At 68.4% G+C, this 24,092-nt stretch carries 17 protein-coding genes and 4 pseudogenes; 11 read left to right on the forward strand and 10 right to left on the reverse strand.

Annotation, left to right across the window (positions count from 1 at the left end; genetic code table 11):
* Positions 1–184: 184 nt before the first annotated feature.
* Positions 185–508, forward strand: coding sequence for a carotenoid oxygenase family protein (locus AB0N06_RS23445; RefSeq protein ID WP_366136638.1), 324 nt, complete (start codon positions 185–187; stop codon positions 506–508).
* A 3-nt stretch (positions 509–511) separates the two neighbouring features.
* Here the strand turns inward: AB0N06_RS23445 and AB0N06_RS23450 are convergent, their stop codons facing one another.
* Both AB0N06_RS23450 and AB0N06_RS23455 read right to left on the reverse strand, forming a co-directional pair.
* Positions 512–1,135 carry a TetR/AcrR family transcriptional regulator gene (locus AB0N06_RS23450; RefSeq protein WP_366136639.1) on the reverse strand — a complete coding sequence of 208 codons (624 nt, stop codon included), beginning with the start codon at positions 1,133–1,135 and terminating at the stop codon, positions 512–514.
* Positions 1,136–1,527: 392 nt separating this feature from the next.
* Complete coding sequence (locus tag AB0N06_RS23455) at positions 1,528–2,604, reverse strand: glycerophosphodiester phosphodiesterase family protein (protein WP_366136640.1); 1,077 nt, start codon at positions 2,602–2,604, stop codon at positions 1,528–1,530.
* 1,270 nt (positions 2,605–3,874) lie between these two features.
* Here AB0N06_RS23455 and AB0N06_RS23460 point away from each other — a divergent pair.
* Positions 3,875–4,282 carry a DUF2795 domain-containing protein gene (locus tag AB0N06_RS23460; protein ID WP_366136641.1) on the forward strand — a complete coding sequence of 136 codons (408 nt, stop codon included), beginning with the start codon at positions 3,875–3,877 and terminating at the stop codon, positions 4,280–4,282.
* A gap of 214 nt (positions 4,283–4,496) precedes the next feature.
* On the opposite strand, the gene AB0N06_RS23465 is transcribed toward AB0N06_RS23460, so the two are convergent.
* Entirely contained in the window at positions 4,497–4,673 is a 177-nt protein-coding gene (locus tag AB0N06_RS23465; protein WP_366136642.1) for a CsbD family protein, read from the reverse strand.
* Positions 4,674–5,107: 434 nt separating this feature from the next.
* Complete coding sequence (gene cpt / locus AB0N06_RS23470; RefSeq protein WP_366136643.1) at positions 5,108–5,641, reverse strand: chloramphenicol phosphotransferase CPT; 534 nt, start codon at positions 5,639–5,641, stop codon at positions 5,108–5,110.
* Between the two features lie 305 nt (positions 5,642–5,946).
* Here cpt and AB0N06_RS23475 point away from each other — a divergent pair, with 305 nt between their 5' ends.
* Positions 5,947–7,089, forward strand: coding sequence for a site-2 protease family protein (locus AB0N06_RS23475; protein ID WP_366136671.1), 1,143 nt, complete (start codon positions 5,947–5,949; stop codon positions 7,087–7,089).
* A gap of 381 nt (positions 7,090–7,470) precedes the next feature.
* Here the strand turns inward: AB0N06_RS23475 and AB0N06_RS23480 are convergent, their stop codons facing one another.
* On the reverse strand, positions 7,471–8,928 hold the full coding sequence (locus tag AB0N06_RS23480; protein WP_366136644.1) for an MFS transporter: 1,458 nt from the start codon (positions 8,926–8,928) through the stop codon (positions 7,471–7,473).
* 155 nt (positions 8,929–9,083) lie between these two features.
* On the opposite strand from AB0N06_RS23480, the gene AB0N06_RS23485 reads away from it, so the two are divergent.
* Positions 9,084–9,539, forward strand: coding sequence for a MarR family transcriptional regulator (locus tag AB0N06_RS23485; protein WP_366136645.1), 456 nt, complete (start codon positions 9,084–9,086; stop codon positions 9,537–9,539).
* A 199-nt stretch (positions 9,540–9,738) separates the two neighbouring features.
* Here the strand turns inward: AB0N06_RS23485 and AB0N06_RS23490 are convergent, their stop codons facing one another.
* From AB0N06_RS23490 to AB0N06_RS23500, 3 genes and pseudogenes are all read right to left on the reverse strand, one after another.
* The gene (locus AB0N06_RS23490; protein ID WP_366136646.1) at positions 9,739–10,647 is read right to left on the reverse strand and encodes a hypothetical protein; all 909 of its coding nucleotides are present in this window, start codon (positions 10,645–10,647) and stop codon (positions 9,739–9,741) included.
* Between the two features lie 468 nt (positions 10,648–11,115).
* A pseudogene (locus AB0N06_RS23495) lies at positions 11,116–11,538 on the reverse strand (transposase); the annotation flags it as partial.
* A 289-nt stretch (positions 11,539–11,827) separates the two neighbouring features.
* On the reverse strand, positions 11,828–12,256 hold the full coding sequence (locus AB0N06_RS23500) for a VOC family protein (RefSeq protein WP_366136647.1): 429 nt from the start codon (positions 12,254–12,256) through the stop codon (positions 11,828–11,830).
* 250 nt (positions 12,257–12,506) lie between these two features.
* On the opposite strand from AB0N06_RS23500, the pseudogene AB0N06_RS23505 reads away from it, so the two are divergent.
* A pseudogene (locus tag AB0N06_RS23505) lies at positions 12,507–12,789 on the forward strand (ABC transporter ATP-binding protein); the annotation flags it as partial.
* Positions 12,790–13,017: 228 nt separating this feature from the next.
* Here AB0N06_RS23505 and AB0N06_RS23510 read toward each other — a convergent pair.
* Positions 13,018–14,250: an FAD-dependent oxidoreductase gene (locus AB0N06_RS23510; protein WP_366136648.1), complete on the reverse strand. Its 1,233-nt coding sequence runs from the start codon at positions 14,248–14,250 to the stop codon at positions 13,018–13,020.
* A gap of 107 nt (positions 14,251–14,357) precedes the next feature.
* On the opposite strand from AB0N06_RS23510, the gene AB0N06_RS23515 reads away from it, so the two are divergent.
* Positions 14,358–15,584, forward strand: a complete 1,227-nt coding sequence (locus AB0N06_RS23515; RefSeq protein ID WP_366136672.1) for a cytochrome P450 — start codon at positions 14,358–14,360, stop codon at positions 15,582–15,584.
* A gap of 187 nt (positions 15,585–15,771) precedes the next feature.
* Complete coding sequence (locus AB0N06_RS23520; RefSeq protein WP_366136649.1) at positions 15,772–16,002, forward strand: hypothetical protein; 231 nt, start codon at positions 15,772–15,774, stop codon at positions 16,000–16,002.
* 271 nt (positions 16,003–16,273) lie between these two features.
* On the opposite strand, the gene AB0N06_RS23525 is transcribed toward AB0N06_RS23520, so the two are convergent.
* Entirely contained in the window at positions 16,274–16,534 is a 261-nt protein-coding gene (locus tag AB0N06_RS23525; protein WP_366136650.1) for a hypothetical protein, read from the reverse strand.
* 155 nt (positions 16,535–16,689) lie between these two features.
* On the opposite strand from AB0N06_RS23525, the pseudogene AB0N06_RS23530 reads away from it, so the two are divergent.
* The 4 genes and pseudogenes from AB0N06_RS23530 to AB0N06_RS23545 form a co-directional block, all read left to right on the forward strand.
* Positions 16,690–17,161: pseudogene (locus AB0N06_RS23530) on the forward strand (response regulator transcription factor); the annotation flags it as partial.
* Positions 17,162–17,463: 302 nt separating this feature from the next.
* A complete protein-coding gene (locus AB0N06_RS23535) occupies positions 17,464–18,720 on the forward strand; it encodes a sensor histidine kinase (protein ID WP_366136651.1) in 1,257 nt (418 codons plus the stop codon).
* Positions 18,717–19,427 (forward strand): annotated as a pseudogene (locus AB0N06_RS23540) (response regulator transcription factor); the annotation flags it as partial. The gene AB0N06_RS23535 and the pseudogene AB0N06_RS23540, both read left to right, overlap by 4 nt.
* Before the next feature lie 411 nt (positions 19,428–19,838).
* Entirely contained in the window at positions 19,839–23,579 is a 3,741-nt protein-coding gene (locus AB0N06_RS23545) for a S8 family serine peptidase (RefSeq protein WP_366136652.1), read from the forward strand.
* The last annotated feature ends 513 nt before the right edge of the window (positions 23,580–24,092 follow it).

A 24,092-nucleotide genomic window follows, 5' to 3' on the forward strand; every position in this document is an offset into this window, starting at 1 on the left:
ACTCAACCGGCCGAGCCGACTCCCAGACATACGCAGAGGTTAACTCTCGCCCAACGTAGCTGTATAGCCTCGACTTCGCGCTGACCGGGCGTCGTGTGATCGTCTTCGACGCCCCTGTGGTGTTCAGCGAGCACATCCGCCGACCGGGGTCCCCTTCGTCTGGGACGACTCGCACCAGGCGCGCGTGGGCGTCCCCGCAGAGTCGCCCGTCGCCGAGGACGACGGATACGTGATGGCGTACGTGCACGACCCCGAGCGCAGCGCGGCCGACCTGGTGATCCTGTCAGCCCAGGACTTCACGGGCGAACTGGTCGCCCGCATCCATCTGCCCGTTCGGGCTGCGCGGCAACTGGGTCCCTACGGGCTGCCCCGTGGGTTCCGCGTCCGCAGCGGAGTGCCTCCTGGACGCCTTCACATCGATGAAGCCCTCATGACCGATGGGGTCGGCGATGTCGACTTCCTGGACCTTGAAACCCTGACCGAGGCCGCTGACGACGTGCTTTCGTGATCTTTACGCTTCTTCCTTCGGATGCTGCGTGTCCGTCGGCTGTTTCAGCCATGCCGGCAGGACGCTCAAGAGGATCCGGGCAAGGGCGTCCGGATCACGGGGTGGGGCGGATTCCAGCCACGTCTGGAGCACGCCGATGATGCCGAGTCCGACGAATCGGCTGTGGGCCACCAACGCCAGCTCGTCCCCTGCCCAGTCGGGCGGCACGAGCGAAGGCCGGGTGTCCAGCAGCAAGACGATCGCGATCGTGAAGTGGTGGCCGACCAGGCGGGTCAGGATCGGGCTGCGCCCGTCGAGCAGCCCGGTCGTGAAGATGTCCTCATACCGTTCGAGATAGCCGAGGAAATCGCGCGTCACCCCGTCCCAGACCTGTTCGAGCGGAATGCTCCGGTCCGCGGCCTTCTCCGAGAGGACGGCACGCATGCCGTCGAGCTCGCCGAACAGCGCCTGCTCCAGGGCGTCCGCCGGACTGGACGCGTGGTTGTAGAACGTCGTGCGGTTGAGCCCCGCCGCTCTGGTCAGCTCCGCCACGGACACCGACTCGACGGGTTGCCCAGCGGCCAGGTGCAGAACGGCCTCGTTCAGCTTGCGCCTGCTCCGCACGGCTCGGAGGTCGGACGGATCCATCCTTCGCCCATCCACATCTGAAGCGTACTCTTGCCCGCAGAATTAATCAACACCTGTCGTTTAGAGTGTCTGCCGGGTGCCCTTCGATGCCGTGGGGTCACGTCGGGACCGATGATCCGAGGTCGTGGCATGTCGACGGCGGCATCCTGGGCGCAAACGGCATCCAAACCAACGGGTGTTCCAGGGAGTCCCGTCTGTGCCGCTCACAGGCATTGCCCGGAAGCGCCTGCCGCAGGATTCGGCTTGCCAAGGCTCGGTCCCGGCTCAGGACACGGTGGCCGCCCTTCGCCGAGCAGCGGCGCCTTCTCCTGGTGACGACGTTCGCCCCGCAACGGCGTACGTCCCCGGAACAAGGTGCTCCGGGGACGTGCGCGCCTATGTGCCGGCACTCGTCAGCGGTGGTTCGGCGCGGGGTAGGCCTTGGGCAGACGCATGCCGCGTTCGGCCATGATCTCCCGAACGTGGTTGGGGTAGTTGGTAATGATGCCGTCGACGCCCATGTCCATCAGCGCCTCGACCGTGGCGTTGTCGTCACAGGTCCACGGGATGACCTTCAGGCCGCGGGCGTGGGCCTCGGAGATCATCTTCTCGTCGGGGTAGAAGCGGAAGTTCGGGTCTGCCACGGTGCCGTTCTGCGGGAAGCCGTAATTGGGGGAGAGCGCCGTGACACCCGGGACAGCGGAGGCAGCCTTGACGAAGTCGCCGTCGTAGTCGTCGACGTCGATGCCGCCCAGCCACGGGGAGGCGCCGGGCTTGCCGACCTGAAGGAAGTCGTAGTTGGTCAGTGCCACCAGCGGGTAGGACGGCGCGAGCTCATGCATCTCCTTCAGCGCGCCCCAGTCGAAGGACTGGATGGTGACCTGCCGCTCGATCCCCGAGCGGTGGATCTCCTCGTAGACGCGGCGGACGAACAGCTCGCGCGGTGCGGTCTGCTCCGGCGCGCCCGCCTCGACCTTGGTCTCGATGTTGAGCTTGACCTGCTTGGCGTCGTAACTCTTGACCAGGTTCAGGACGTCCTTGAGCTCCACCATCCGGAAGCCCTTGACCTGCTCCTGCTCGGGGAAGCCGGGCAGTTGCTGGTAACCGCAGTCCATTGTCCCGATCTGAGCCAGCGTCAGGTCCTTTATGTACTTCCCGACGTACGGGTACATCGGGTCGCCCGGCGTCACCGGGCCGGTGTCCTTGCACTTCTGGGCGCTGATCTGCCGGTCGTGGTTGACGACGACCTTCTGGTCCTTGGTGATATGGGTGTCCAGCTCCAGGGTGGTCACTCCGAGACGAAGGGCCTTGCCGAAGCCCTCCAGGGATTCCTCGGTGGTCATGCCGATGCCACCACGGTGGGCCTGGAGGTCGAAGTGGGTCTGCTGGGGCGGGACGTGGTTGTTGTGAGCCGTGGCCGCCTGGGCCGTCGCGGGGACCACGAGCGCGGGCACGACGGCCAGCGCGGCAACTGCATGCCGGAGGGACATGGGAACCTCATGTACGTCGGACGAACTGGGCCCTGCGACGCTAAGCCGCAGTTGCAGCCCGAACGAAGCCCGGACGTGAGGACATCGTGAACGCCCGGGAACTGTTGTTCACCAGGACACCGGAGCAAATCGCCCAGCCACACGGGAGATTGCCCACGCTCGTCGAAGCCGCTGCCCGAGCGGCGGCTGACCCACAACATGGGGGCAGGACGCCCGGCCTGGCGTCCCCGGACATCCTCGCCCGTACGGGCGCGTTCCCTGAGCCGGACACCACGACCGACGGGCGCACCGCGTACCCGACCAGCAAGCCGGCCGCCATCCGCCTCGTGCACGAGTACGCGCGCCGCCTCCCGGCCGGGATCAACGCAGTCGCATACAACCCGGGGCACGTCCCGGCACCCGCAACACAGCCACTCTCCCGGTTCACGGCGCGCCGGACCCTGTCATGAGTCAGCGTGGCCCAAGGGTGAACACCGTGACTACGAGCAGGAGCAACAAGGTCCAGCCGAGGACCCCGATTTTCCGGCGCTGCGGGTTGCGCCCCTGATGCCATGCGTTGACCTCGTGCCGAGCGTCTCCCATAGTCGACCATCGTACGACCTGACGTCCACGGTCGGGTCGGCTCGTGTCCACCGCCCGTGGGCGGGGTCCTCGTGGCGCCTTGCCGACCAGGAGCCCCTCTCGGCTGTCGGGCAGTCAGTGGCGCGGCATCGCCACCCGCTACGCATACGCCCCGACCATCACCGAACGGCCACCGTCAAGGGAAAGGAGTACAAAACATCCCCAGTAGCCCCATAAGCGCAGATGGGCGATTTCGACTACCCTCAAAAGGTGTGCAGAGAGCCGCCTGAGCATGAACTCTGGACAGCGAGGCCAGGACATGACCAAACCGCCGAAGCCATCGCAGCCCCCACACGGCGAGGGGGCGAGCAGGCACAAGGGGGGCGGCAGAGCGCGATCTGCGCGCCCGCGAGCAAGGGCACGACGACCTCGGCCTGAAGCCGCAGGCGTCGACTGCCCGTCAGCAGCACACGCAGGGCCGTAGCAGCGTGCAGGAGCACTCCGTGAACCGTCCGAAGAGGCGGTCGGTGAGGCGCGCCAGCTGATGTGTCGATGCCTCGATAGTTGAGGGAGCCGCCACCAGCCGCTCGTGAACTGCAGGCCCGGCCCGGCCGGGCGCTGCCCGATCCGGCCGTTGAGGGCCTGTCGAAGCCCTGTCCGTCGGCTGACCGTCCGGCAGCATCACCGCACACAGAGAAGGTGTTCCACCATGGAACGAGGAAGCAATCAGGTCAGCCCGCACAAGGACGATGCGAGGAAGCATGAACTGCAGGGCTATCTGAGGTCCGGCCACCCCACCCATGCCGAGGAGACCTACGACCCCGAGCCGGCAGCCGACGACGACGTGCGAGTGGACCCGGGTGGCCCCGTCCCTCCACCAGGCAAGGAAAGGGACCGGATACGCGCCGAGAAGGCGGCCGAAACTCTGAGGTCCGATCTGGCGCGCCACCTGAATCGCACGGCCTTCCCGGGCGACCGTTCGTCACTCGTGCAGACCTTGTCGAAGGAGCACGCTCCGGACACTCTGGTCGATGCGGTGCGTGAACTGCCCGGGGGCGAGCACTACAAGAACGCGGGGCAGATCGTGCGGGCGCTGGGCCACCGGCCCCACGCCTGACGGCGGCCATAGGCGGATAGCCAACGTACGCTGTCCCGGCCCACTCAGGCCCAACGCCCCGCCCAAGCACCTCACACCCCACTGGACAGCCGCCGGCATGGTGGTACGCGCCCACGCGTGAGCCACCCCGCGCGCCGGGCCCGGGCAAGAATGGCGCAGCAGGGGCGCCAGCGGCAGGACCGATACTTCTCCTGCGCCTGCCGAGTGGTCGAGGTCAGTGCCCCGTCCGCTTCCGGAACTGGTCGGCTGTCTTGTGGGCGATCTCCTGCGCCTTCCCGCGCAGCTGCTCGCCCAGACCATGCCTCTGCGTGGATTTATCGCCGATTGCCTTGCCAAGGGTCTCCTTCATCTTGCCCTTGACCTGTTTCGCCTTCGCCGTGCCCTTGGTCATCAGAATCCCTGTCCTTCCGAGCGTTCGGCAGGGCTGTGGTATGCGGGGCTGTCATCCCACCCTGCCTCTGCCACCGAAGTGCTGCAAACCAGCACGGGCATCCCGGGACCACATCCGGCCAGAGGACATCACGGCCGTCGAGGTCACGCGTGCAGGTGATCTCGGAAGCGGCCACGCCTGACGCAAACCGTCCCGGCACTGCGGTGACAGCGGCCGACAACCGAGCCGTCGCTTACGACCTCGCCCACGATTGTCAGCGGCGTCGCGGCGTCCGGGACCTCCGCCTCCGGCGTTGTCGTCAGTCGCCGACGCTCCTTCCCCAAGCTCTCAGCTGCGTTCGAGCAGGGGAGACCCCATCCGACTCCCTCCTCCGCCTTGGATTCGAAGGCCCCAGACGCCGCTCCTTCTCCCACTGCCAATCGTGGGCGAGGTCATTACCTGACATGTACGGCGATGGCCCGTGCGCACTCCATCGACTCGGCATGCCCGGTGTCCACCTCCAGGTCGTAGACCATGCCCCGGTGGACCGCATCGGCCTGGGACACAGCCATCCCGGTGACCCGATCTCCTCGTGCGATCTCACGGCCTGCGGCAATCACGCCATCGCACCTGACGCCGACCCACAGCACCCGCAGTTCGCCCAGAGCCTTCTGCCATCGCTCCTGTGATTCCGCGCCACCGAGGAAGACCTCATCGATGATGATCCGGGCGCCCGCACGGGCCATCGCGGCGATTCCCTCAATCCAGGCTGCTTCAAGAGTCCGGAACTCCGGCCCGACGATCACCTCACCGTCCGGAGCGAACTCGATCCCGGTATCCGATGCCTGCATGGACGCGGGCATCGCGTCCACCAGCGTGTCGACCCCGAAGGCCAGCCACGGACCCGGCAGGACCGCCTGCAGACACCGCACGATCCCGGACTTCCCTGAGCTCGAGCCACCATTGAGAAAGATCACCTGAGTCGTCACCGCGCCACAGTAGCGGCACTGCAACAACGCTCGAAACGGATTTCAGCAAGCACCACACCGCCGGCCGCAACCCGGTGAACCTTCCCGGTCACGGCACCAAGGAGATGAAATCGCAAAGACGCCCCGGGATCACGGTGACCCCGGTCTCGGGGCTTCCTGCTGAGATCTTGTGGCCGGCACAAGGCGGCATCACTCCGACACAAGGTCGGTGAGTGGTTCCGGTCGCCGGGGCGGCTGACGGACCATGTAAGGGGACGGACTTCCGTCGGCGGCCGTGCGTCGTGTTCCGTCTGCGGGTGATCGCAATGAAGGGTTCGATCCGGATCGGGAGTGTGCGGGGGCTGGAGCTGCGTGCGCATTGGAGCGTGCCGCTGATCATGCTGCTCTTCGCGTACGGTCTGGGCAGCCGCACACTGCCTGCGTACGTACCGGGCCTGGCATCGGTGGTGTACGCGGTGGCTGGAGTCATCGGTGCGCTGCTGTTGCTGGTGAGTCTGGTGGTGCATGAGGTGGCGCACGCGCTCACGGCCCGCAGGTCCGCGATTCCCGTGCGGGACATTACGTTGTGGGCGCTGGGTGGAATAACCCGGATGGAGCGGCCTGCGACGGCGCGGGCGGCGCTCGCGGTCGCCGTGAGCGGGCCGCTGGCCAGTCTGGTGCTCGGCGGGGCCGCACTGGGGGTCGCGGTCGGGGCCGGGGCAGGGGGCTGGCGGATACCAGCTGTTGTGCTGGCGTGGCTGGGCGGCACGAACCTGCTGCTGGGCGTCTTCAATCTGCTTCCCGCCGCGCCCTTGGACGGGGGCCGGGTTCTGCAGGCCGCGCTGTGGTGGCGTACGGGTGATGAGGACCGGGCCCGGCGGGCGGCCGGGCGCAGCGGACAGATCCTCGGTATGGGTCTCGCCGTGCTCGGGTGGCTGGCTTTTGTGAGGGGGGTGCCGGGTGGGTTGTGGCTGCTGGTCATCGGCTGGTTCGTGGCGCTCACCGCCGCGGCCGAACGACGGTGGGCCGAGCTCCGTACGGTCCTGCGCGGTGTACGCGTGAGGGAGGCGATGACCAGTCCGGCCGCAACCGGTCCGGACTGGCTGACGGTGAACCGTTTCCTGTCCGACGTGGCCGCACAGGCAGGTCATTCGGTCCTGCCATTGGTGGACTTCGAAGGCCGTCCCAGCGGCGTCGTACGACTGCGCCGACTCGGTGCCGTGCCGTCCGAGCAGCGGGAGACGCTGCGTATACGCGAAGTGGCGACCCCGCTGTCGCAGTGCACGCTCGCCACACCGGACGAGCTCCTCACCGGGGTCCTGGACCGTCTCGGCTCAGGCGGCGGGCTGCCCATCCTGGTCACGGACAGCGGCCGGCTCGACGGGATCGTCACCGCCCACGACATCGACCGAGTCGCCCAGCTGCATGCAGCGGGCCCGGATGGCGCTACTCCGACTCCCGACGGATGACTTCCGGCACGGCCTGCCGTACCGGGACCCGCGAAGAAACGGGTGCGTTCGCGCACCACATCGCGTTGCAGGACGACCGGTCGGCGCCGACCGCACGTCACCACCTCCCCCTGAGCGTGCGCTCGACGATGGGGCGCGGCGGGGCGGCGACGGCGGATTCGGCATCGGCGACCGTCGCATCGCGGAGGGCACGCGACGAGCACAGCTCATGGACCTGGTGTTCACGGTGGGGCGTACGGATTGCCCATGATGGCGTTCAACACGTTCCACGTGCAGCTGCTGGACGGGTGGTTCGACACCGCACCCTGAGCGGTGGGTGGGTACGCGACCGCCCCGGGACACCGACGCCCCGGAGCGGACGGCCCTGCCGATGCGCCTGCGTCAGGCCTTGACAGCGGGCTCAACGGTAACGGCGTTCCCCGCCTCACCGTCCTGTGCAGCGGCGGACTGGGCGACGCCCGGGATGACCGCTGCCACCGCGGCTGCCAAGAGCGCGACACCGCCGCCGATCAGCAGGCCGACGCGGAAGCCGTCCTCGGAGGCGAACGTGAAGCCACCCATGGTGACCGTCATCTGCGAGAGGACGGCACCGATCACCGCGGCGCCGATCGAGGTGCCGAGCGAGCGCATCAGCGCGTTGAACCCGTTCGCGGCGGCCGTCTCGGACATCGGGACCGCACTCATGATCAGGGCGGGCATCGCGCCGTAGGCGAGACCGACGCCACCACTGATCACGACGGTGACGATCAGCAGACCCCAGGTCGAGCCCATCAGCGCCATGGACAGGCCATAGCCGGCCGCGATGACGAGGGAACCGGAGACGAGGGTGAGCTTCGGGCCGCGCGCGTTGGTCAGCTTCCCGCCGAACGGCGAGACGACCATCATGACGAGGCCGGCGGGCGCCATCCACAGGCCCATCGCCAGCATCGACTGGCCGAGGCCGTAGCCGGTCGCCTCGGGGAACTGCAGCAGCTGCGGCACGATCAGCATCTGCGCGTACATGCCGACGCCGATCAGGATCGAGGCGGCGTTGGTGAGCAGCACCCGGGGGCGGGCGGTGGTGCGCAGGTCGATCAGCGGGTCGCGGGTGCGCATCTCCCAGAAACCCCAGACCAGCAGGACCACGACCGCGGCGGCGAAAAGGCCGACCGTGCTGCCCGAGCCCCAGCCCCAGTCCGCACCCTTGGAGATCGCGAGCAGCAGACAGACCAGGCCCACGCCGAGACCGAGCGCCCCGGCCAGGTCGAAGCGCTCCCCCTTCGCCGCGGCCGGTACGTTGGGAATGAAGGACCAGATCATCACGGCGATCAGTGCAGCGAGGACAGCCGACCCCCAGAACAGTGCCCGCCAGCTCGTGTACTCCGCGACTGCGGCGGCGATCGGCAGGCCGAGGCCGCCGCCGATGCCCATGGAGGCGCTCACCAGTGCAATGGAAGAGCTGAGCTTTTCGGCCGGCAGCAGGTCACGGAGCAGGCTGATGCCGAGCGGCACCACGCCCATGCCCATGCCCTGCAGACCGCGCCCGGCGATCATCATGCCGACGGACGATGTCAGGGCGCACACCACCGAGCCGACGATCAGCGGCACACAGGAGACGAGCAGCATCTTGCGCTTACCCAGCAGGTCGCCGAGGCGGCCGGCGACGGGGACGCAGACCGCTGCCGACAGGAGCGTGACGGTGATCACCCACGTGGCATTGGAGGACGTGGTGTGCAGGATCTGCGGCAGATCAGCGATCAGCGGCGTCACCAGGGTCTGCATGATCGCGGCGACAGTGCCGGCCAGCGCGAGCGTGGCGACGGTGCCGCCCGATCGGTGGGTTGGCTGGGGGCCGTCCATGAAGGGCTCCTCTACGTGTTCGGGATTCGAGATCGGAAGAGTATGCATAATACATATCTCATGTATCGACCATGCTGCATGCATCATGCATGGTGCAGGATCATTGCGACATCACATGCACCGTCCGGCATGCACGGGACCGTCGAGGAGATCCGATGAACAGGGCCACGCGCCAGGTGGAGTACGAGCAGATGCTGCAGAGCCGCTACCTTCACCTTCACAAGTCGAAGGGGCGGCGCAAGGGCAGCACCCTGGAGCGCAGCGCGTACATCCTGCTCAGCCGCATCCGGGTGCAGGGCCCGATGTCCATCGGCCAGCTCGGTGACGCCTTCGGCCTCGACGCGTCCACCCTGAACCGGCAGACCGCGGCCGCCATGCGCGCCGGACTCGTCGAGCGCATCCCGGACCCCGACGGCGGCATGGCGCGCAAGTTCCGTATCACCGCGGAAGGCGAGCAGCGCCTCGACGAGGAGCGCGAGGGCACCATCCACACCCTGGAACAGATCATGGCCGACTGGTCCGACGAGGACATCGCCGCCTTCGCCGACTACCTCAAGCGCTTCAACACCGACATCGAGCGCCTGGACGGTAGGCCCTGGCCGCGGCCGTGAGACCGCAGCACAGGTGCCGAACGGCCTCCCGCGACAGGGAGTGTGGTAACCATGAAGCCTGCAAACCGGTCGTTCAACTGTGCGCGGCCGCACCCTCCGGCTTCCGCGACGCCGACCCGGTGCATATCGCCAATCGAAGACCGGAAACCCTGGCCCGATTCCGGCGGGCCAGGGTTTCCATGATGTGCGGGCGTTGCTGTTACCACTTGTCGCGGTAGTGGTCCTCGATCACTCGGAAGCTGCCGACGACACCGTTCTTGACAAACACGCCGCCGTGGACGAAGCGCGGCGTGACACCGTTGCTGGTGCTGAACGGGCCGACAGTGGCAACGGGAGAGCCGTTGTCACAGGTCGCGCCGCGGAAGACCTCAACGGTCCGGCGGCTGTCGTTGCGGACGTTGAGAGTCCTGGAACCCAGACCGCTCACCACGGTGATGCAGCCGTCGGAGTGGGCAGAGTAGGACCGCTCGTTGAAGAAGATCCTTCCTCTGCCGTAGTCGCCGCCGTAGTCGCCGCCGTAGTCGCCGCCGTAGTCGCCGCCGTAGCCGCCGCCGTAGCCGCCACCGTTGCCGCCACCGTTGCCGCCGTAGCCGCCACCGTTGCCGCCACCGTTGCCGCCGCCCTTGCCACCGTTGCCGCCGTAGCCGCCACCGTTGTCGCCACCTCGGCCGCCGCCACCGTTGCCGCCGTAGCCGCCACCGTTGCCGCCACCGTTGCCGCCGCCCTTGCCACCGTTGCCGCCGTAGCCGCCACCGTTGCCGCCGCCACCGTTGCCGCCGTAGCCGCCACCGTTGCCGCCACCGTTGCCGCCGCCACCGTTGCCGCCGTAGCCGCCGCCGTAGCCGCCACCGTTGCCGCCGCCACCGTTGCCGCCGTAGCCGCCACCGTTGCCGCCGCCACCGTTGCCGCCGTAGCCGCCACCTCCGTTGCTGTTGCCCTTCCCGCCGCCGCCCTCTTCCAGCGGAGCCGCGGCGGGAGCGGCGGCCTGTTGCTGGACAACGGGCGCGGCTGCGGGGGTATCCGCGGCTGTGGCGTAGTTGATACCGGTTGCCGCCAGGGCCGCGGCGCCTACAACGGCGGCGGTCACGGCGACAGTACGCGTGGTCATATCGCTTCTCCTGTCTCTGAGACATCGGCTGTAGCCGATACGTGACAAACGTACTGAAAGATGTTTTTATCTGTCATATCGGACACTCCTAAAGCGTGACACCCCACAGCCGATCGGGTGAATTTGCGCTATTTACGCATATGGGCTTCGTCTATTTGAAAAATAGTCATGTTGACCTCTATCTGAGTGGCCGTCATTTTCCTTTTGTCGCGGCACTCTGAGTGGCGGTCAGTACTTCGATCGGTCGCGTAGAGGGCGAGGGCAGAGACCAGGGTCGGCCCCAGAGGCAAAGGGGCGCCCTGAGCATCGGTTACGGCATGGCTCAGGACATCATCGCCGAGTGGGACGGGACCCCTCAGCCCTGTGGCGCAAGCGGGTGGCGCGTCACGCCCACGGCCGCACCGTCTGCTCGGGGCACGGATCGAGCCTCGTTCCGGCAGAGGGCCGGCTGGCGGGAGGCCCACTGCCTCATAGCTGACGCGCGAGGCGCCGAAAGCAGATGAGCGCCGCGGCGATGCCGTCGAAGGCAAGGAAGTGGTCGGCCTTGCCTTCGTAGCGGCGGTGGAGCCTGCGGCATCCGGCGGGCCAGGCCACGTTCCGCTCGACAACCCAGCAGTGGCGGCCCGAGTGGGTGGAGGACTCGACGCCCCGTCGGGCCAGGCGATGCGTGATGCCCCGGCTGCGCAGCAGTTGCCGCAGGTGCCGGTAGTCGTAGCCCTTGTCGCCATGCAACCTGCCGGGCTCGCGACGCCGCGGCCCCCTGCGGGAACGGATGGGCGGTATGCCCCGCGCGAGCGGCTGAAGATCCTGGCTGTCGTGCATGCTGACACCCGAGACGCCAATGGACAGCGGCAGACCGGTGCGCTCGGTGATCAAGTAGATCTTCGACCCGGATGACGTCTAAGGACCCGAGTTGGCCCCACCGGAGGGGGTGCAGTGGGACGCCATCTGCGCTCCGAGTTCAAGGAGCACAGATGGCGCGGATGACCAAGGTAGAGCTGTTCGCTGCGATCCGGCGGGACGCGCGGCTTGAGGGCACGGGTGTCCGGGCGCCCGCCCGAAGGTGCGGGATCCATCGCCGAAGGGTCCGGGAGCCGCTGCAGCGCCCTGCCAGGTCGGGGACGGTTCGTCGTCTTGGCCCATGAGGCCAGAACGAGGACGAGGCCGCGTTCGCGGCCCCTCAGTCGATACAGAACTCGTTGCCCTCGATGTCCTGCATCGGGATGCACGCATCATTGCCGTCATACAGCGTACGCACATGTACCGCGCCGAGCGGGACAAGTCGTGCGCATTCGGCCTCAAGTGCGGCGAGGCGCTCTTTACCTACGAGTCCGGTGCCAACCCGCACGTCAAGATGCAGCCGGTTCTTGGCGGCCTTCCCTTCGGGGACGCGCTGGAAGTACAGTCGCGGGCCCACACCTGAGGGATCACTGCAGGCGAACCATGAATCCCGCTGCTCAGGTGGCTGCGAGCGCTTGAAATCGTCCCACGTGGCAAACCCCTCCGGTGGCGGCGGTACGACGTACCCCAACACCTCGCACCAGAAACGAGCGAGGCGCTCAGGTTCTGCGCAGTCGAAGGTGACCTGGAACTGCTTGATCGATGCCATCAGCCCTCCACGTGCTGTTCACCGAAACCCCGGATGTCATCGCCGTGTGGAGAGCAGACGCGCCACCAGGGATGCATCGATGTCCACCCCGTCGTCGTGCAACTTGGTGATCTCGGTCAAGGCTGGCGAGCCTGCCACATGATCACCCTCGGCTCAACCAACTTTCCACCTGCTCCGGGGTCATGACTGACGTGCCTGGGGGCAGCCGTGCCATCCGACGCGGACAGATAGTTGACAGCTATTGATAATCCTCGACCCCGAAGCAGAGGTCGATGCCTTCAACCGCATCTGCCAACTCGCCGGGCCACACCGGGCGGTGGTCCTGGTCACCCACCGCATGTCCGGTCCGCCACGCCGACACCATCAACGTCCTCACCCAGGGACGCCTGAGCAAGCACGGCACCCACGATGAACTGATCGCCGCAGACGGACGGTACGCAGCCATGTTCCACACCCAGGCCGCCCAGTACGCGCCGAATTCCCGCGCCCAGGTACCGAACCCCAGTACCCCACCCGTCCCGGACCACTCCTGACCCCGCAGACCAGCTGACCGCCTGACGCCCTCCCCCGGTACTCGGCAGAACTGCGCCGCTGCCTCATGCTGCCGCGCGCCGCAGCATGAGGCACTCCGGCGACCAGGGCCGGCGGCGCTCCCGGGACGCGGGCGATCGCGCCCTCGTCGGTGCCGTCCGGACCCGCGGTGGTCAGGCGGCGGGCGTGTTGAGGAGCCCCGGCCAGTAGCGCGGGCCGGGAGCCGGGTATCACCGCATGCACGCGGTGGGCGGACGTTCGCGTACCGCGCCGTAGGCGATGAAGTACGCCGGCACTCGCTTGAGCCACCGCGAGTTGGTCAACAGTTCAGTCATCCGCTGTGACCGCTCGGCGTTCCCGAAGGGCGGTCGTCCCGCCAGTACGGGTGCGATGACCCGCGCATGGGCGAATCGCTGCAACGCCTGCGTCACGGCTGTGGTCGGCCACCGGCGGCGCTGTACGGCTCGCACGTCCCCCAGGCCGACCACACCCCTGCGCAGCGGCTCGACGAGATACCGGGCGGTGGCGACGGCGTCTTCGACAGCAAGATTGATGCCGATGCCGAAGACCGGCGACATCGCGTGCGCCGCGTCACCGATGCACAGCAGTCCCGGGCGGTGCCAGCGTCGGAGGCGGTCGAGCCGTACGTCGAGCATCTTCACCTCGTCCCACGACTGCAGCGCGTGCACCCGGTCCGCGAGCCACGGGACGGCGGCCGAGAAGTCGGCCATGAACCGCTCAAGACCGGCGGCACGGCGGTCGGCATCGGTCCCCTTGGGGATCAGCGCCGCGCACTGCCAGTAGTCCCCGCGGTCGATCATGGCGGTGAGGAACCGGTCACCGACGCCTCCCACGAGCCCGTGCGGATCGCCCTCCCGCCGTGGCAGCCGGAACCACCACGCGTCCATGGGGCAGGCGAATCTCCGCAGGGCCAGTTCGGGCCGAGAGCGGGCCAGCGAGCTCCGGCCGTCGCAGGCCACCGTGAGAGTGGCTCGCAGTTCACCGGTGCGGCCGTCAGGCGTGCGGTACCGCACCCCCATGACCCGTCCGCGCTCCACCAGGAAGGAAGTCGCCTCAGTGCTCATCCGCACGGAGAACGACGGCTCTCGACCCGCCTCGTCCGCGAGGAGGTCGAGCAGGTCCCACTGCGGCACCATCGCCACGTAGTTGTACGGGCCCCGCAACGCGCTGATGTCTCCGACGGTGACCAGCGAACGGTCAGGGCCGAGCGGCAACTGCACCGTCGTCACCCGCCGCTGCGGCAGACGGGCAAACCGCTCCGCCAGGCCGAGGTCGTCCAGCAGCGCCAGGGTGGACGGATGCACCGTGTCGCCGCGGAAGTCGCGCAGGAAGTCGCCGTGCTTCTCCAGGACCGTGACCGCCACTCCGGCCCGGGCCAGCAGCAGACCGAGGACCATCCCGGCGGGGCCGCCTCCCACAACACAGCACGTGGTCCGTTCCATCGCAGCCCCTGCCCTCGGTGAAATCCCGGCATCCGTCACGATGGGACATATACCATCAAAACCTGCAAATCTGCCGCGAAGATTCGCGGATCCTTCTGGGAGGCATGATGAGCCAGCAGCCGGTCCTTCTGCCCTACGCCGACCCGGCCTTCGTGGCAGACCCCTTCCCGCTCTACCGACAGCTGCGCGAGGACGGCCCGGTACGGCGCGTCGTCATCGCCGGTGGCCTGGAAGCCTGGCTCGTCACGCGCTACGAAGACGGCATCGTGGCCCTGTCCGATCCCCGGCTGAGCAGCGACGTCCGTGACGCGTCGGATCCACAGCTCATGCAGCGGCTGCCCGCGACGGAACGCGAGTCCATGCTGCGCAACATGCTCCGCTCCGACCCGCCCGACCACACCCGCCTGCGCCGTCTGGTCTCCAAAGCGTTCACAGCGCGCAGAGTGGCCGAGCTGCAACCCCGCGTCCAGGTCATCGCCGACCGACTGCTCGACGCGATCGTGCCGGTCGGCCACGCCGACCTCGTCAAGGACTTCGCGCTGCCGCTTCCGGTCACGGTGATCAGCGAATTGCTCGGAGTACCCATGGCCGACCGGCACGAATTCCAACGGTTGACCGACGACATGATCCTCCAGGGGACGGCCCCGCCGGATCCGGCCCAGGTGGATGCGGCGTGGCAGCAGATGCGCTCGTACCTGACCAGACTCCTGGAGGCCAAACGCGCCCAGCCCGGGGGCGACCTGCTCAGTGCGCTGATCACCACCCGGGACGAGGAGCACCGGCTGGACGAGGACGAGCTGATCGCCATGGCCTTCCTGCTGCTGGCGGCCGGATACATCACCACGGTCAACCTGATCGGCAGCGGCATCGCGGCGCTGCTCGCCCACCCCGGCCAGCTTCAGATGCTGCGGGAAGATTCGGCGCTTCTACCGGGCGCGATCGAGGAGTTCCTCCGCTACGACGGACCGGTCAGCCCCGGGATCGCCCGGTTCGCGCGCGAGGACGTCACCATCGCCGGCGTGGCCGTCCCACGCGGCGCAACCGTGCTGGTCGCCTCCGCCATCGCCGACCGCGACCCGGCACGGTTCTCCGACCCCGATCACCTGGACATCACCCGACAGGACAACACTCACCTCGCGTTCGGGCACGGCATCCACTACTGCCTGGGAGCGCCACTGGCCCGGCTCGAGGGCCAGATCGCCATCGGCACCGTCCTGCGTCGCCTTCACCACCTCACCCTGGCCGTGCCGCCCGGCGAGCTGCAGTGGCGGCCGGGCGGGCTGCGCGGTCCCGAGCGGCTGCCCGTCACCTTCACGTCGGCCGACCCGGACTGAGCAAGCGAACGCCGGCCTGGCGCGACTAACGAGCGGAACGCCTCCGGCTGCGACCGCACCCGGGCGCTCTTCGGCCGAAGGACCGAGCTGATGCGCCGGCGAGGCGCTCGGGGCACGACTGCCAACACCCTTGGCTCCTGTTCGCGGACATGGGTGTAGCCCCTCGTGGGCGTCGATACAGCGGCGGGTGGTGCTGGCCGATCGCGGCGAGCGGCTGCGCAAGGAGCTCGCCGGGATCGATGGCGTGGCGATCCGTCTGGAGGCCGCGAAGGTCGTGATCGGGCAGTTCATCGACGCCGTGCGGTCCGGGCAGGCGAATGATCCGGCCTTGGCCGAGGAGTTGGAGCGGGTCTCAGCCTGGGGGCGCTGGCCGCTCTCGACTTCGCCGGGCTGGACGACGACCCCGACGACCCGGTGATCGTCACCGGCCGCCGGGCAACTCGTGGCCATCCGCCCGCCGCCGCTCAGAAGCAGGCGAACCGGCTGGTCAGCCGTGAGCGTGCGGCAAAGGAGCGCGCTACTTCCTCGGGAACCTCATGCCCCAGTCTCCAGGTGTCCACGGGCAAGGGAAAGCTTCGGAGCGGTGGTTTCCCCAAACTAGACCTCCTGAAGCCTGATACGCCGTGACGAGAGCCCTCTGCTTCTGGGCAGAGTGCGGAGGGCTGCCCCGCGGACGGAGGCGTGGGCGCTCACTTCTGGCCGAGCTTGATGCGTTCGGTCAGGTCACCGACTTCGCTGCCGAGTTTCTGCACAGGGGCGGCGAGGGAGGCCAGCGCGGACTCCATATCAACTGCTGCGGACGTGTACTTGTCCATGCTGGCTGCGTGCTCCAGCCGTGCCCACACGGCTGCTTCGGCCACCAGGGCGTCGCGCTGGGGGCTGGCGATCGGGTGCTGGGATGCCTTGGTGAGCAATTCGCGGGCCTGCCGGCCCGGGGCGCTGTCAGTCATGGCCGGAATCCTTCCAGCGGGCCTGAGCCAAAGGGCGGATTTCGGACGGTGGAATACAGCGAAGAAGTACGACCTGCCCGCGATCCACTCGCCGACCGCCAGCAGCGAGGTCACCCCGGCCGGCACCGCACACACGGTCAGCGCGAGGACGACAGCTGGAGGTCGTCGACGAGTCGGCGACGGGTGCGGAGGCGGTGTCGGTGGTGCGGGAGCTGCGGCCCGATGTGGCGCTGATGGACGTACGGATGCCGGAAATCGACGGCATTCGGGCCACCGAGGAGATCCTGGGCTCGATTCCGAAGCGCCCGTATCGTCGTCGTCACCGCCTTCGAGAACGACTCGTACGTGTACGACGCGCTGCGCGCCGACGCCTCCGACTTCCTCCTGAAGCGCGCCGCCGCGAAGGAACTGGTCCAGGCGGCCCGGCTGGTCGCGCGCAGCGACTCGCTGCTCTTCCCCGCCGCCGGACGCGCCCTCGCCGCCGAACACGGCGCCCGTCGGCCTGCCGCTCCCCCGCCCTGGGCGGCCCGCCTCACCGAACGCGAGGCGGACGTCCTGCGTCTGATGGCGAAGGGCCTGACCCATGCGGAGATCGCCGACCGGATGGGGGCCGGGGCGGCGACGGTCCCCATGGTTGACGTCCCGTCCGTGGCAGTTGCGGAGGATCGAGGCGTCCGGGGATGAAAGAGGAGGAAGGCGAGGCAAGACGGGCGCAGTGTCCGAATCGCTCTCCCCCGTCTAGCACATCAGCCCCGGCAGGCCACTTCTATGCGGCCGCCATCCGCCTCGAAAACCATTGCATTCAAGGGCGATCAAGGATCAAGCACCCTCCCAGGTCAACCGAACGATGGACACGACCCCGAGCCGGTGCACGGCTTAGTCTCTGCGCTGACCACCTGAAGTGAACCAGAAGTGAGGCGCGGATGAGGATGGGGCAGCCCAGAGGGGCGGCGTACGCCATGCCGCCGACGCTATGGCATGCGCTGAACGGCTTGTTCGTCTCCTCGCTCGTTGCGGCCCTCGTGGTCGTGATCGGTCCGGGCACGGCTGTGTCGAACCATGACACGTCCATCGTGGCCGCCCTGTCCGTGCTCCTCGCCGCCACGTACGCGGTGGGATTCGCCGGCACTGCCAGGCCTGCCGGCTCTCGACGTGGCGAGGAACCCACCGAATCCGTCGGCACGACCGGAGGGAACCCGGGCCGTGTACTGCGCTGGCTTGGCGCGCTGACCGCGGTGTGGACCTGCCTCATGGCGTTCAGTGCTGGGTTCGGCTGGCTGGGGTTCCCGCTGTTCGCACTGTATGTCCTGCTCCTGCCGCTGCGGCTGGCGGTCGCTGCCGTCGCTCTGGGGACCGTCATCGTGGTCGCCGCCAAGGGAGCGGAGGCCGGCACACTGGGGATCCCCCAGGTGGCCGGACCGCTGCTGGGCGCTCTGGTCTCCACGCTGCCAGTGCTCGGGTACCAGTCGCTGTACCGGCAGAGCCAGGCGCGCCAGGCGCTCATCGCTGAGCTGATCGTCACCCGGGACGCGCTGGCGGAATCGCAGCGGGAGGCCGGCCGGCTCGCCGAACGCCAGCGGCTGGCCCGGGAGATACACGACACGGTCGCGCAGGGCCTCTCGAGCGTGATCATGCTGTTGCGCGCCACCTACGCCGCGCTGCCTCCGGACGCGTCCCTGGCACAGGAGCGGACAGCCGCGGCCACCGAGGTCGCCACGGCGAACCTCGCCGAGTGCCGGCGCTTCCTGTACGAACTGAGCCCGCCGCCCCTGGTCGAGACGCCCCTGCCCGAGGCGTTGCGCCGACTGGTCGACCGGAGTGCCGAGGACGGTCTCAGCACCGCGTTCCAGCTGCACGGGGAGCCGTACCCGCTGGGTGCCGAGTGCGATGTGGCGCTGCTGCGGCTGACCCAGGAGGCGCTGGCCAATGTGCGCGGACACGCGCACGCCGAGAGGTGCGTGGTGAGCCTGTGCTACCTGGACGACCGGGTGACGCTCGATGTCTTCGACGACGGCAAGGGCTTCGATCCGGAGCTGCCCCTGCAGGACTCCCGTGGCGGCTTCGGGCTCTTCGGGATGCGCCAGCGGATAGAGGAGCTGGGCGGCGCGCTCACCGTCGAATCCGCGATCGGCGAGGGAACGGCGGTCGCTGCCAGTCTGCCGATTCCGAATGGGGTGCCCTCATGACCGCGCGGCAGACCGCCTCCAAGGCGCAGGTACGCGTGCTGATCGTCGACGACCACCCGGTCGTGCGCCGTGGCCTGCGCGCGCTCCTCGATGACGTGCCCGAAGTCGTGGTGGCCGGTGAGGCGGGGGACGGCGCCGAGGCGCTGCGCATGGTCGCCGAGTCGACGGAGGTCGACGTGGTCCTCATGGACCTGCGCATGGGCGGCCGTACCGACGAGGTGTCAGGCGTCGCCACCGATGCGACCGACAGCGGGCGAGGCGGCGGCGAGCGCATGGACGGTGTCGAGGCCACCCGCCGGATCAGGGCCCTGCCGGCCCCGCCCCGGGTACTGGTCCTCACCACCTACAGAACCGACGCTGAGATCCTTGCCGCCGTCGAGGCGGGTGCGACCGGCTACCTCCTCAAGGATGCGCCGGTCGACGAGCTGATCTCCGCAGTGCACGCCGTCGCGGCCGGCGAGACCGTGCTGGCTCCGCCCGTCGCCACTCGGCTGCTCGGCCGCATGCGGGCACCGCAGTCCACACTGACCCCACGCGAGACAGAGATTCTCGTCCTGCTCGCGAAGGGACTGTCGAACCGTCAGGTGTCACGCGCGCTGTTCATCAGCGAAGCAACAGTGAAGACGCACCTGGTCCGTGTCTTCGCCAAGCTCGGGGTGGACAGTCGCACCGGCGCCGTGACGGCGGCACTGGCCCACGGCCTGATCCCCGAACCCCTGCCCTGCCCCACCTCGCCGACCGCACGACCGAATCCTGCAGCCCCGGCCACTCCCTCCGGCCGGCCCGAGTTTCCGGACCCCACAGCGCAGCGAGGTTCCCCTGCCACACCACCAAGCTGACACAGCGGCGGCCCATGGCCGACACCGCGAGACGGCACGCGGTCCGCCGTCCTGTACTGCTGCACCGCTCGCACCTGAAAGTGCAGCACAACCACACACCGCATCCCCATGCGGTGATCCGACGCGGCGCCGAATTCCCGCGACCGCGTGACTTTCGCGCGCCTTCATTCCCTCTCAGAGAAGGTCATCGCCTCAATGAGACAGTCACGACGGGCTGGGTCGACCAGATCCTCAGCCCGCTCAACCACGCCCATAGCCTACCGGCTGACACGCCGTCCAGTGCGAACGGTCCTGGGGGTGCTCACCGCGGCCTGTGTGGCCGGAACACTGTGCACCCTGCCCGTCGCCGCAGCGGCACCGGCCGCGTCGGCCGCTCAGGCTGCCCAGCGGCAGCAGGACAGCCCGGTTGTCGCCACGCACAAGCTCACACTCGTCACGGGAGAGGTGGTGACGCTGGAGCGCCACGCCAACGGCTTCCAGGCGGCAACGATCGCGCCCACGCCTGACGGCACTCCGGCGGCGTTCTCCACCTTGCGGGTGCGCGATGAGCTCTATGTCGTCCCGGACAAGGCTCAGCCCTACCTCGCCGCGAACGAGCTCGACCGCGAGCTGTTCAACGTCACCAAGCTGGTCGAGTACGGCTACGACGACGCGCACCGCCCCGCCGTGCCGCTGATCGCGACCTACGCCGGCGCGCCGGGCAAGGCGGGCAAGGCGCTCAAGCAGGCCGCGCCGGCCGGTTCGGTGAAGGCCGACGAGCTGCCCAGCGCCAACGCGGTGGCGCTGCACGCCAGCAAGAAGAAGGCAGCGACCTTCTGGGAGGCGGTCGACGACGACCGCACGGCCACGACGAAGGCACCGAAGCTGGCCGACGGCATCAAGAAGCTCTGGCTCGACAAGCCGGTCAAGGTGACGCTGGACCGGAGCGTTCCGCAGATCGGCGCGCCGACCGCATGGGCGGCCGGCTACGACGGCACCGGCACCAAGGTGGCCGTCCTCGACACCGGTATCGACCCCAACCACCCTGATGTGGTGGGGCAGGTGAAGAAGACCCAGAACTTCACCGACGACCCCGACGCGGTCGACCACCACGGTCACGGCACGCACGTCGCCTCGACCATCGCCGGCTCGGGTGCCGCGTCGGGCGGCACGTACAAGGGTGTGGCGCCGGGCGCCGACCTGTACATCGGCAAGGTCCTCAGCAACGCCGGAGTCGGAGCCGAGTCGGGCGTCATCGCCGCCATGGAGTGGGCGGTGGCCGAGGGTGCGGACGTCGTCAGCATGAGTCTGGGTTCGGAGCTCCCCAGTAACGGCACCGACCCGCTGAGCCAGGCCGTCAATGAGCTCACCGAGTCCTCCGGCGCGCTGTTCGTCATCGCGGCCGGTAACGAGGGCTCGGGCAAGTCGACCGTGGGTTCGCCGGGTGCCGCCGACGCCGCGCTAACCGTCGGCGCGGTGTCCAAGTCGGAGCTGCTCGCGGGCTTCTCCAGCCGCGGCCCGGTGAAGGACACCTTCGCGGTCAAGCCGGAAATCACCGCACCCGGCGTGGGCATCGTCGCCGCGCGCGCCGCCGGCACCTCGATGGGTAGCCCGGTCGACGGCAACTACACCTCGGCCAGCGGCACCTCGATGGCCACCCCGCACATGGCCGGCGCCGCGGCGATCCTCGCCCAGCGCCACCCGGACTGGACCGCCGACCGGCTCAAGCAGGTGCTGGTCAGCACCGCCAAGCAGGGCTCGTACACGGCCTACCAGCAGGGCGGCGGCCGGGTCGACGTGCCCAAGGCGATCGACGCCACGGTCTACTCCAGCCCCGCCGTCGTCAGCATGGGCAAGTCGACGGCCGCGAGCGCGCCGGTCACCAAGACGGTCAGTTACGTCAACACCTCCGGCGCGGAGAAGACGCTGTCGCTCCGCCTGGCCACCTCCGGGGAGACCGGGCCCGCACCGGACGGCACGTTCACGCTCAGCGCGACCAGCGTGACGGTCCCGGCGCACTCCACCGCGAGCATGACGGTGACCTACCACCCCGAACTCTGCGTCCTGGGCGACTACACCGGTGTCATCACCGCCACCGCGCCCGACGGCACCGCGATCCACACCACCGTCGGCGCGACGAAGGGGGTGCCCACCGTCGACCTCACCGTCAACGCGATCGACCGGAACGGAAACCCGGCGCAGAGCGCCGACGTGATCGTGTTCGACCTGGACCAGGACGAGATCATCCGGCCCAACCTCCAGGACGGAACGACGACCGTCTCAGTGCCGCTGGGACGCTACTCCGTCATGGGTATCGTCTACACGAGGGACAAGGCCGGAGTCGAGATCCTGAACAGCACCCTCGCCGGCGATCCCATGGTGGAACTGAAGGCGGACAAGACGATCACGCTCGATGCCCAGCTGGGCAAGGAGGTCAAAGTCGCGACGCCCAAGGAGTCCGAGCCGAACGGCTACAAGCTCGGGTACCGTCAGCAGCTCCCAGGCAATTACGGGATCGACTTCACGAAGTTCATGATCGGCCCGATCTGGGACCACGCCTACGTGGTGCCCACCGAGCCGGTGAAGCTCGGCACGTTCGAGTTCAACTTCCAGCAGCGCAGGTACGCCCCGGCGATCCGTGCGTCCATTGCCGGGCAGGGTGGCGCGCTCCCGCTTGAACCCGTGTTCAATGCGGCCCGGTTGGACGGCCCCAGCACGCTCCGGGCGGTCGACGCCGGCAAGGGGCAGCCGGAGGACCTGGCCGGCACGGACGTCAGTGGCACGCTCGCGGTCGTCACCAACGATGCCACCCGGAAGACGGCCGACCAGATCGCCGCCGTGGCCGATGCCGGCGCGAAGGCAGTGATCATCGTCGGCGACCAGCCGGGTACCTTCGACGCCAGTGTGCCGTTCGCCGCCCGCACGGCCATCCCGGCCTGGACCCTCAACCGGGACGAAGGCGCGGTGCTCTTCGACCGGATGGCCGGCGGTCCCGCGCAGGTCAACCTGCACGGCATCGCCAGCAGCCCCTACGTGTACAACATCGCGCTGATGGTCCCCGGTGGAATTCCGGCTGACCCCGTCGACGCGGTCACCGCGGAGAACTCGGCTGTGGTGAAGTCCCACTACCGCGCCACCAAGGGCACCAGACTCGGCGAGGCCGCATCGGTGGTCCGCCCGAGGGAGCGCCTCATCGTCCAGATCGTGGAGTTCGCCGACGGGCCGCTGGACCGGGAGGAGTGGCACTCCACCGGCAGCAAGTGGCCGACCTTGAAGGACATGCGGTGGTCCCACGCGGTCTTCCCGGACGCCCCCAACATCCTCCGTAGCCTGAATAACGTGCTCCGCAGCTACAGCCCGGGCGAGCGGCATGAGGAGACCTGGCTGGGCGCCGCGAACGGCCCGGCCGGCCCGGCGAACACCCTCGCGGTCCGCGAGGGCGACGACATGACCCTCATCGTGCCGGAGATGGGCGACAGCACACCGGAGCACTTCGGCTGGTTCGGCGCGGACGCCGACAAGGCGAAGGTACGGGTGTACCAGGACGGGAAGCTCCTCGCCGAGACGACGCGCGCGCTGATGATGCTGGGGCCGGTCAGTCCTGACCCGGCGACCTACCGGATCACCATGGACACGTCGCACCCGGCGTGGTTCCCGCTGTCCACAGCGACCCGCACCGATTGGACGTTCAGGTCCGCCCGGCCGGCGAACGGGGAGGAGAACCTGGCGCTCCTCTGGCCGAAGTACGGCTTCGACCTGGATGCGGAGAACACCGCCAAGGGTGGCAAAACCTACCACTTCGACCTGGCGTTCGCGCTCCAGACCGGCGCCACCCCGGACATCGACGGGGTCGAGGTGGAGATGTCCGCCGACGACGGTGCCACCTGGAGCCCCGCGACGGTGAAGGCAAAGGTCGACGGCCACTACAAGGTGTCCGTGAGCAACCCGGCAAAGGGCTATGTGTCACTGCGCGTCAAGGCGCAGGACACCAACGGCAGCAAGATCGAGCAGACCCTGATCAAGGCCTACGCCGTTCGCTGACCCTCACGGCAGCCCTTCCCTGACCGCACCCCTGGCACAAGGTACGCCCTTGCGCCAGGGGTGCACCCCGTTGTACTGGCAATCAAATACCCTGCTGGGACTCCGTATTGCCGAAAAAAATCAGCAAAGTCCTTGAAAGCGCCGGACATGTCCGAGAGTTCTCGACGTCCGTACCCGCCTGCTTGACGCACCGCATCATCGGCGCAGCTCCACATTTTTGAACGCGGCGCCGGCGGCATTTTCCTGTCCATGAATTCTCCGGGTTGGATCACCGGGCGTACGTCTCGACGTGGCACCGCCGCTTCATTGCCACGATCCCGCACGAAGCGGTCACTCGCACCCGGGACCGCCCTGGTCGCTGCTTGCTCGCTCCTGCTGCCTCCGCTTGTCAGGCGGATCGTCGAAGCACGATTCCCCAGATCACGAAGAAGACCACTCCGATCTTCGCTGCAAGCTGGTTCATGCCGGTCACCCCTCGGCTTGTGCGGTTGCTCCTGAACCGCTCGGGCCGTG

This window comes from Streptomyces sp. NPDC051020 (assembly GCF_040683105.1).
Taxonomy (GTDB): domain Bacteria; phylum Actinomycetota; class Actinomycetes; order Streptomycetales; family Streptomycetaceae; genus Streptomyces.

Excerpts from the sequence above, each read along its gene's own strand:
- AB0N06_RS23460 (WP_366136641.1), top strand. The coding sequence starts at position 3,875 with ATGGAACGAGGAAGCAATCAGGTCAGCCCGCACAAGGACGATGCGAGG.
- AB0N06_RS23490 (WP_366136646.1), bottom strand. The coding sequence starts at position 10,647 with ATGACCACGCGTACTGTCGCCGTGACCGCCGCCGTTGTAGGCGCCGCG.
- AB0N06_RS23480 (WP_366136644.1), bottom strand. The coding sequence starts at position 8,928 with ATGGACGGCCCCCAGCCAACCCACCGATCGGGCGGCACCGTCGCCACG.
- AB0N06_RS23455 (WP_366136640.1), bottom strand. The coding sequence starts at position 2,604 with ATGTCCCTCCGGCATGCAGTTGCCGCGCTGGCCGTCGTGCCCGCGCTC.
- AB0N06_RS23525 (WP_366136650.1), bottom strand. The coding sequence starts at position 16,534 with ATGACTGACAGCGCCCCGGGCCGGCAGGCCCGCGAATTGCTCACCAAG.
- AB0N06_RS23500 (WP_366136647.1), bottom strand. The coding sequence starts at position 12,256 with ATGGCATCGATCAAGCAGTTCCAGGTCACCTTCGACTGCGCAGAACCT.
- AB0N06_RS23485 (WP_366136645.1), top strand. The coding sequence starts at position 9,084 with ATGAACAGGGCCACGCGCCAGGTGGAGTACGAGCAGATGCTGCAGAGC.
- AB0N06_RS23450 (WP_366136639.1), bottom strand. The coding sequence starts at position 1,135 with ATGGATCCGTCCGACCTCCGAGCCGTGCGGAGCAGGCGCAAGCTGAAC.
- AB0N06_RS23475 (WP_366136671.1), top strand. The coding sequence starts at position 5,947 with ATGAAGGGTTCGATCCGGATCGGGAGTGTGCGGGGGCTGGAGCTGCGT.
- AB0N06_RS23515 (WP_366136672.1), top strand. The coding sequence starts at position 14,358 with ATGAGCCAGCAGCCGGTCCTTCTGCCCTACGCCGACCCGGCCTTCGTG.
- AB0N06_RS23510 (WP_366136648.1), bottom strand. The coding sequence starts at position 14,250 with ATGGAACGGACCACGTGCTGTGTTGTGGGAGGCGGCCCCGCCGGGATG.
- AB0N06_RS23535 (WP_366136651.1), top strand. The coding sequence starts at position 17,464 with ATGGGGCAGCCCAGAGGGGCGGCGTACGCCATGCCGCCGACGCTATGG.
- AB0N06_RS23465 (WP_366136642.1), bottom strand. The coding sequence starts at position 4,673 with ATGACCAAGGGCACGGCGAAGGCGAAACAGGTCAAGGGCAAGATGAAG.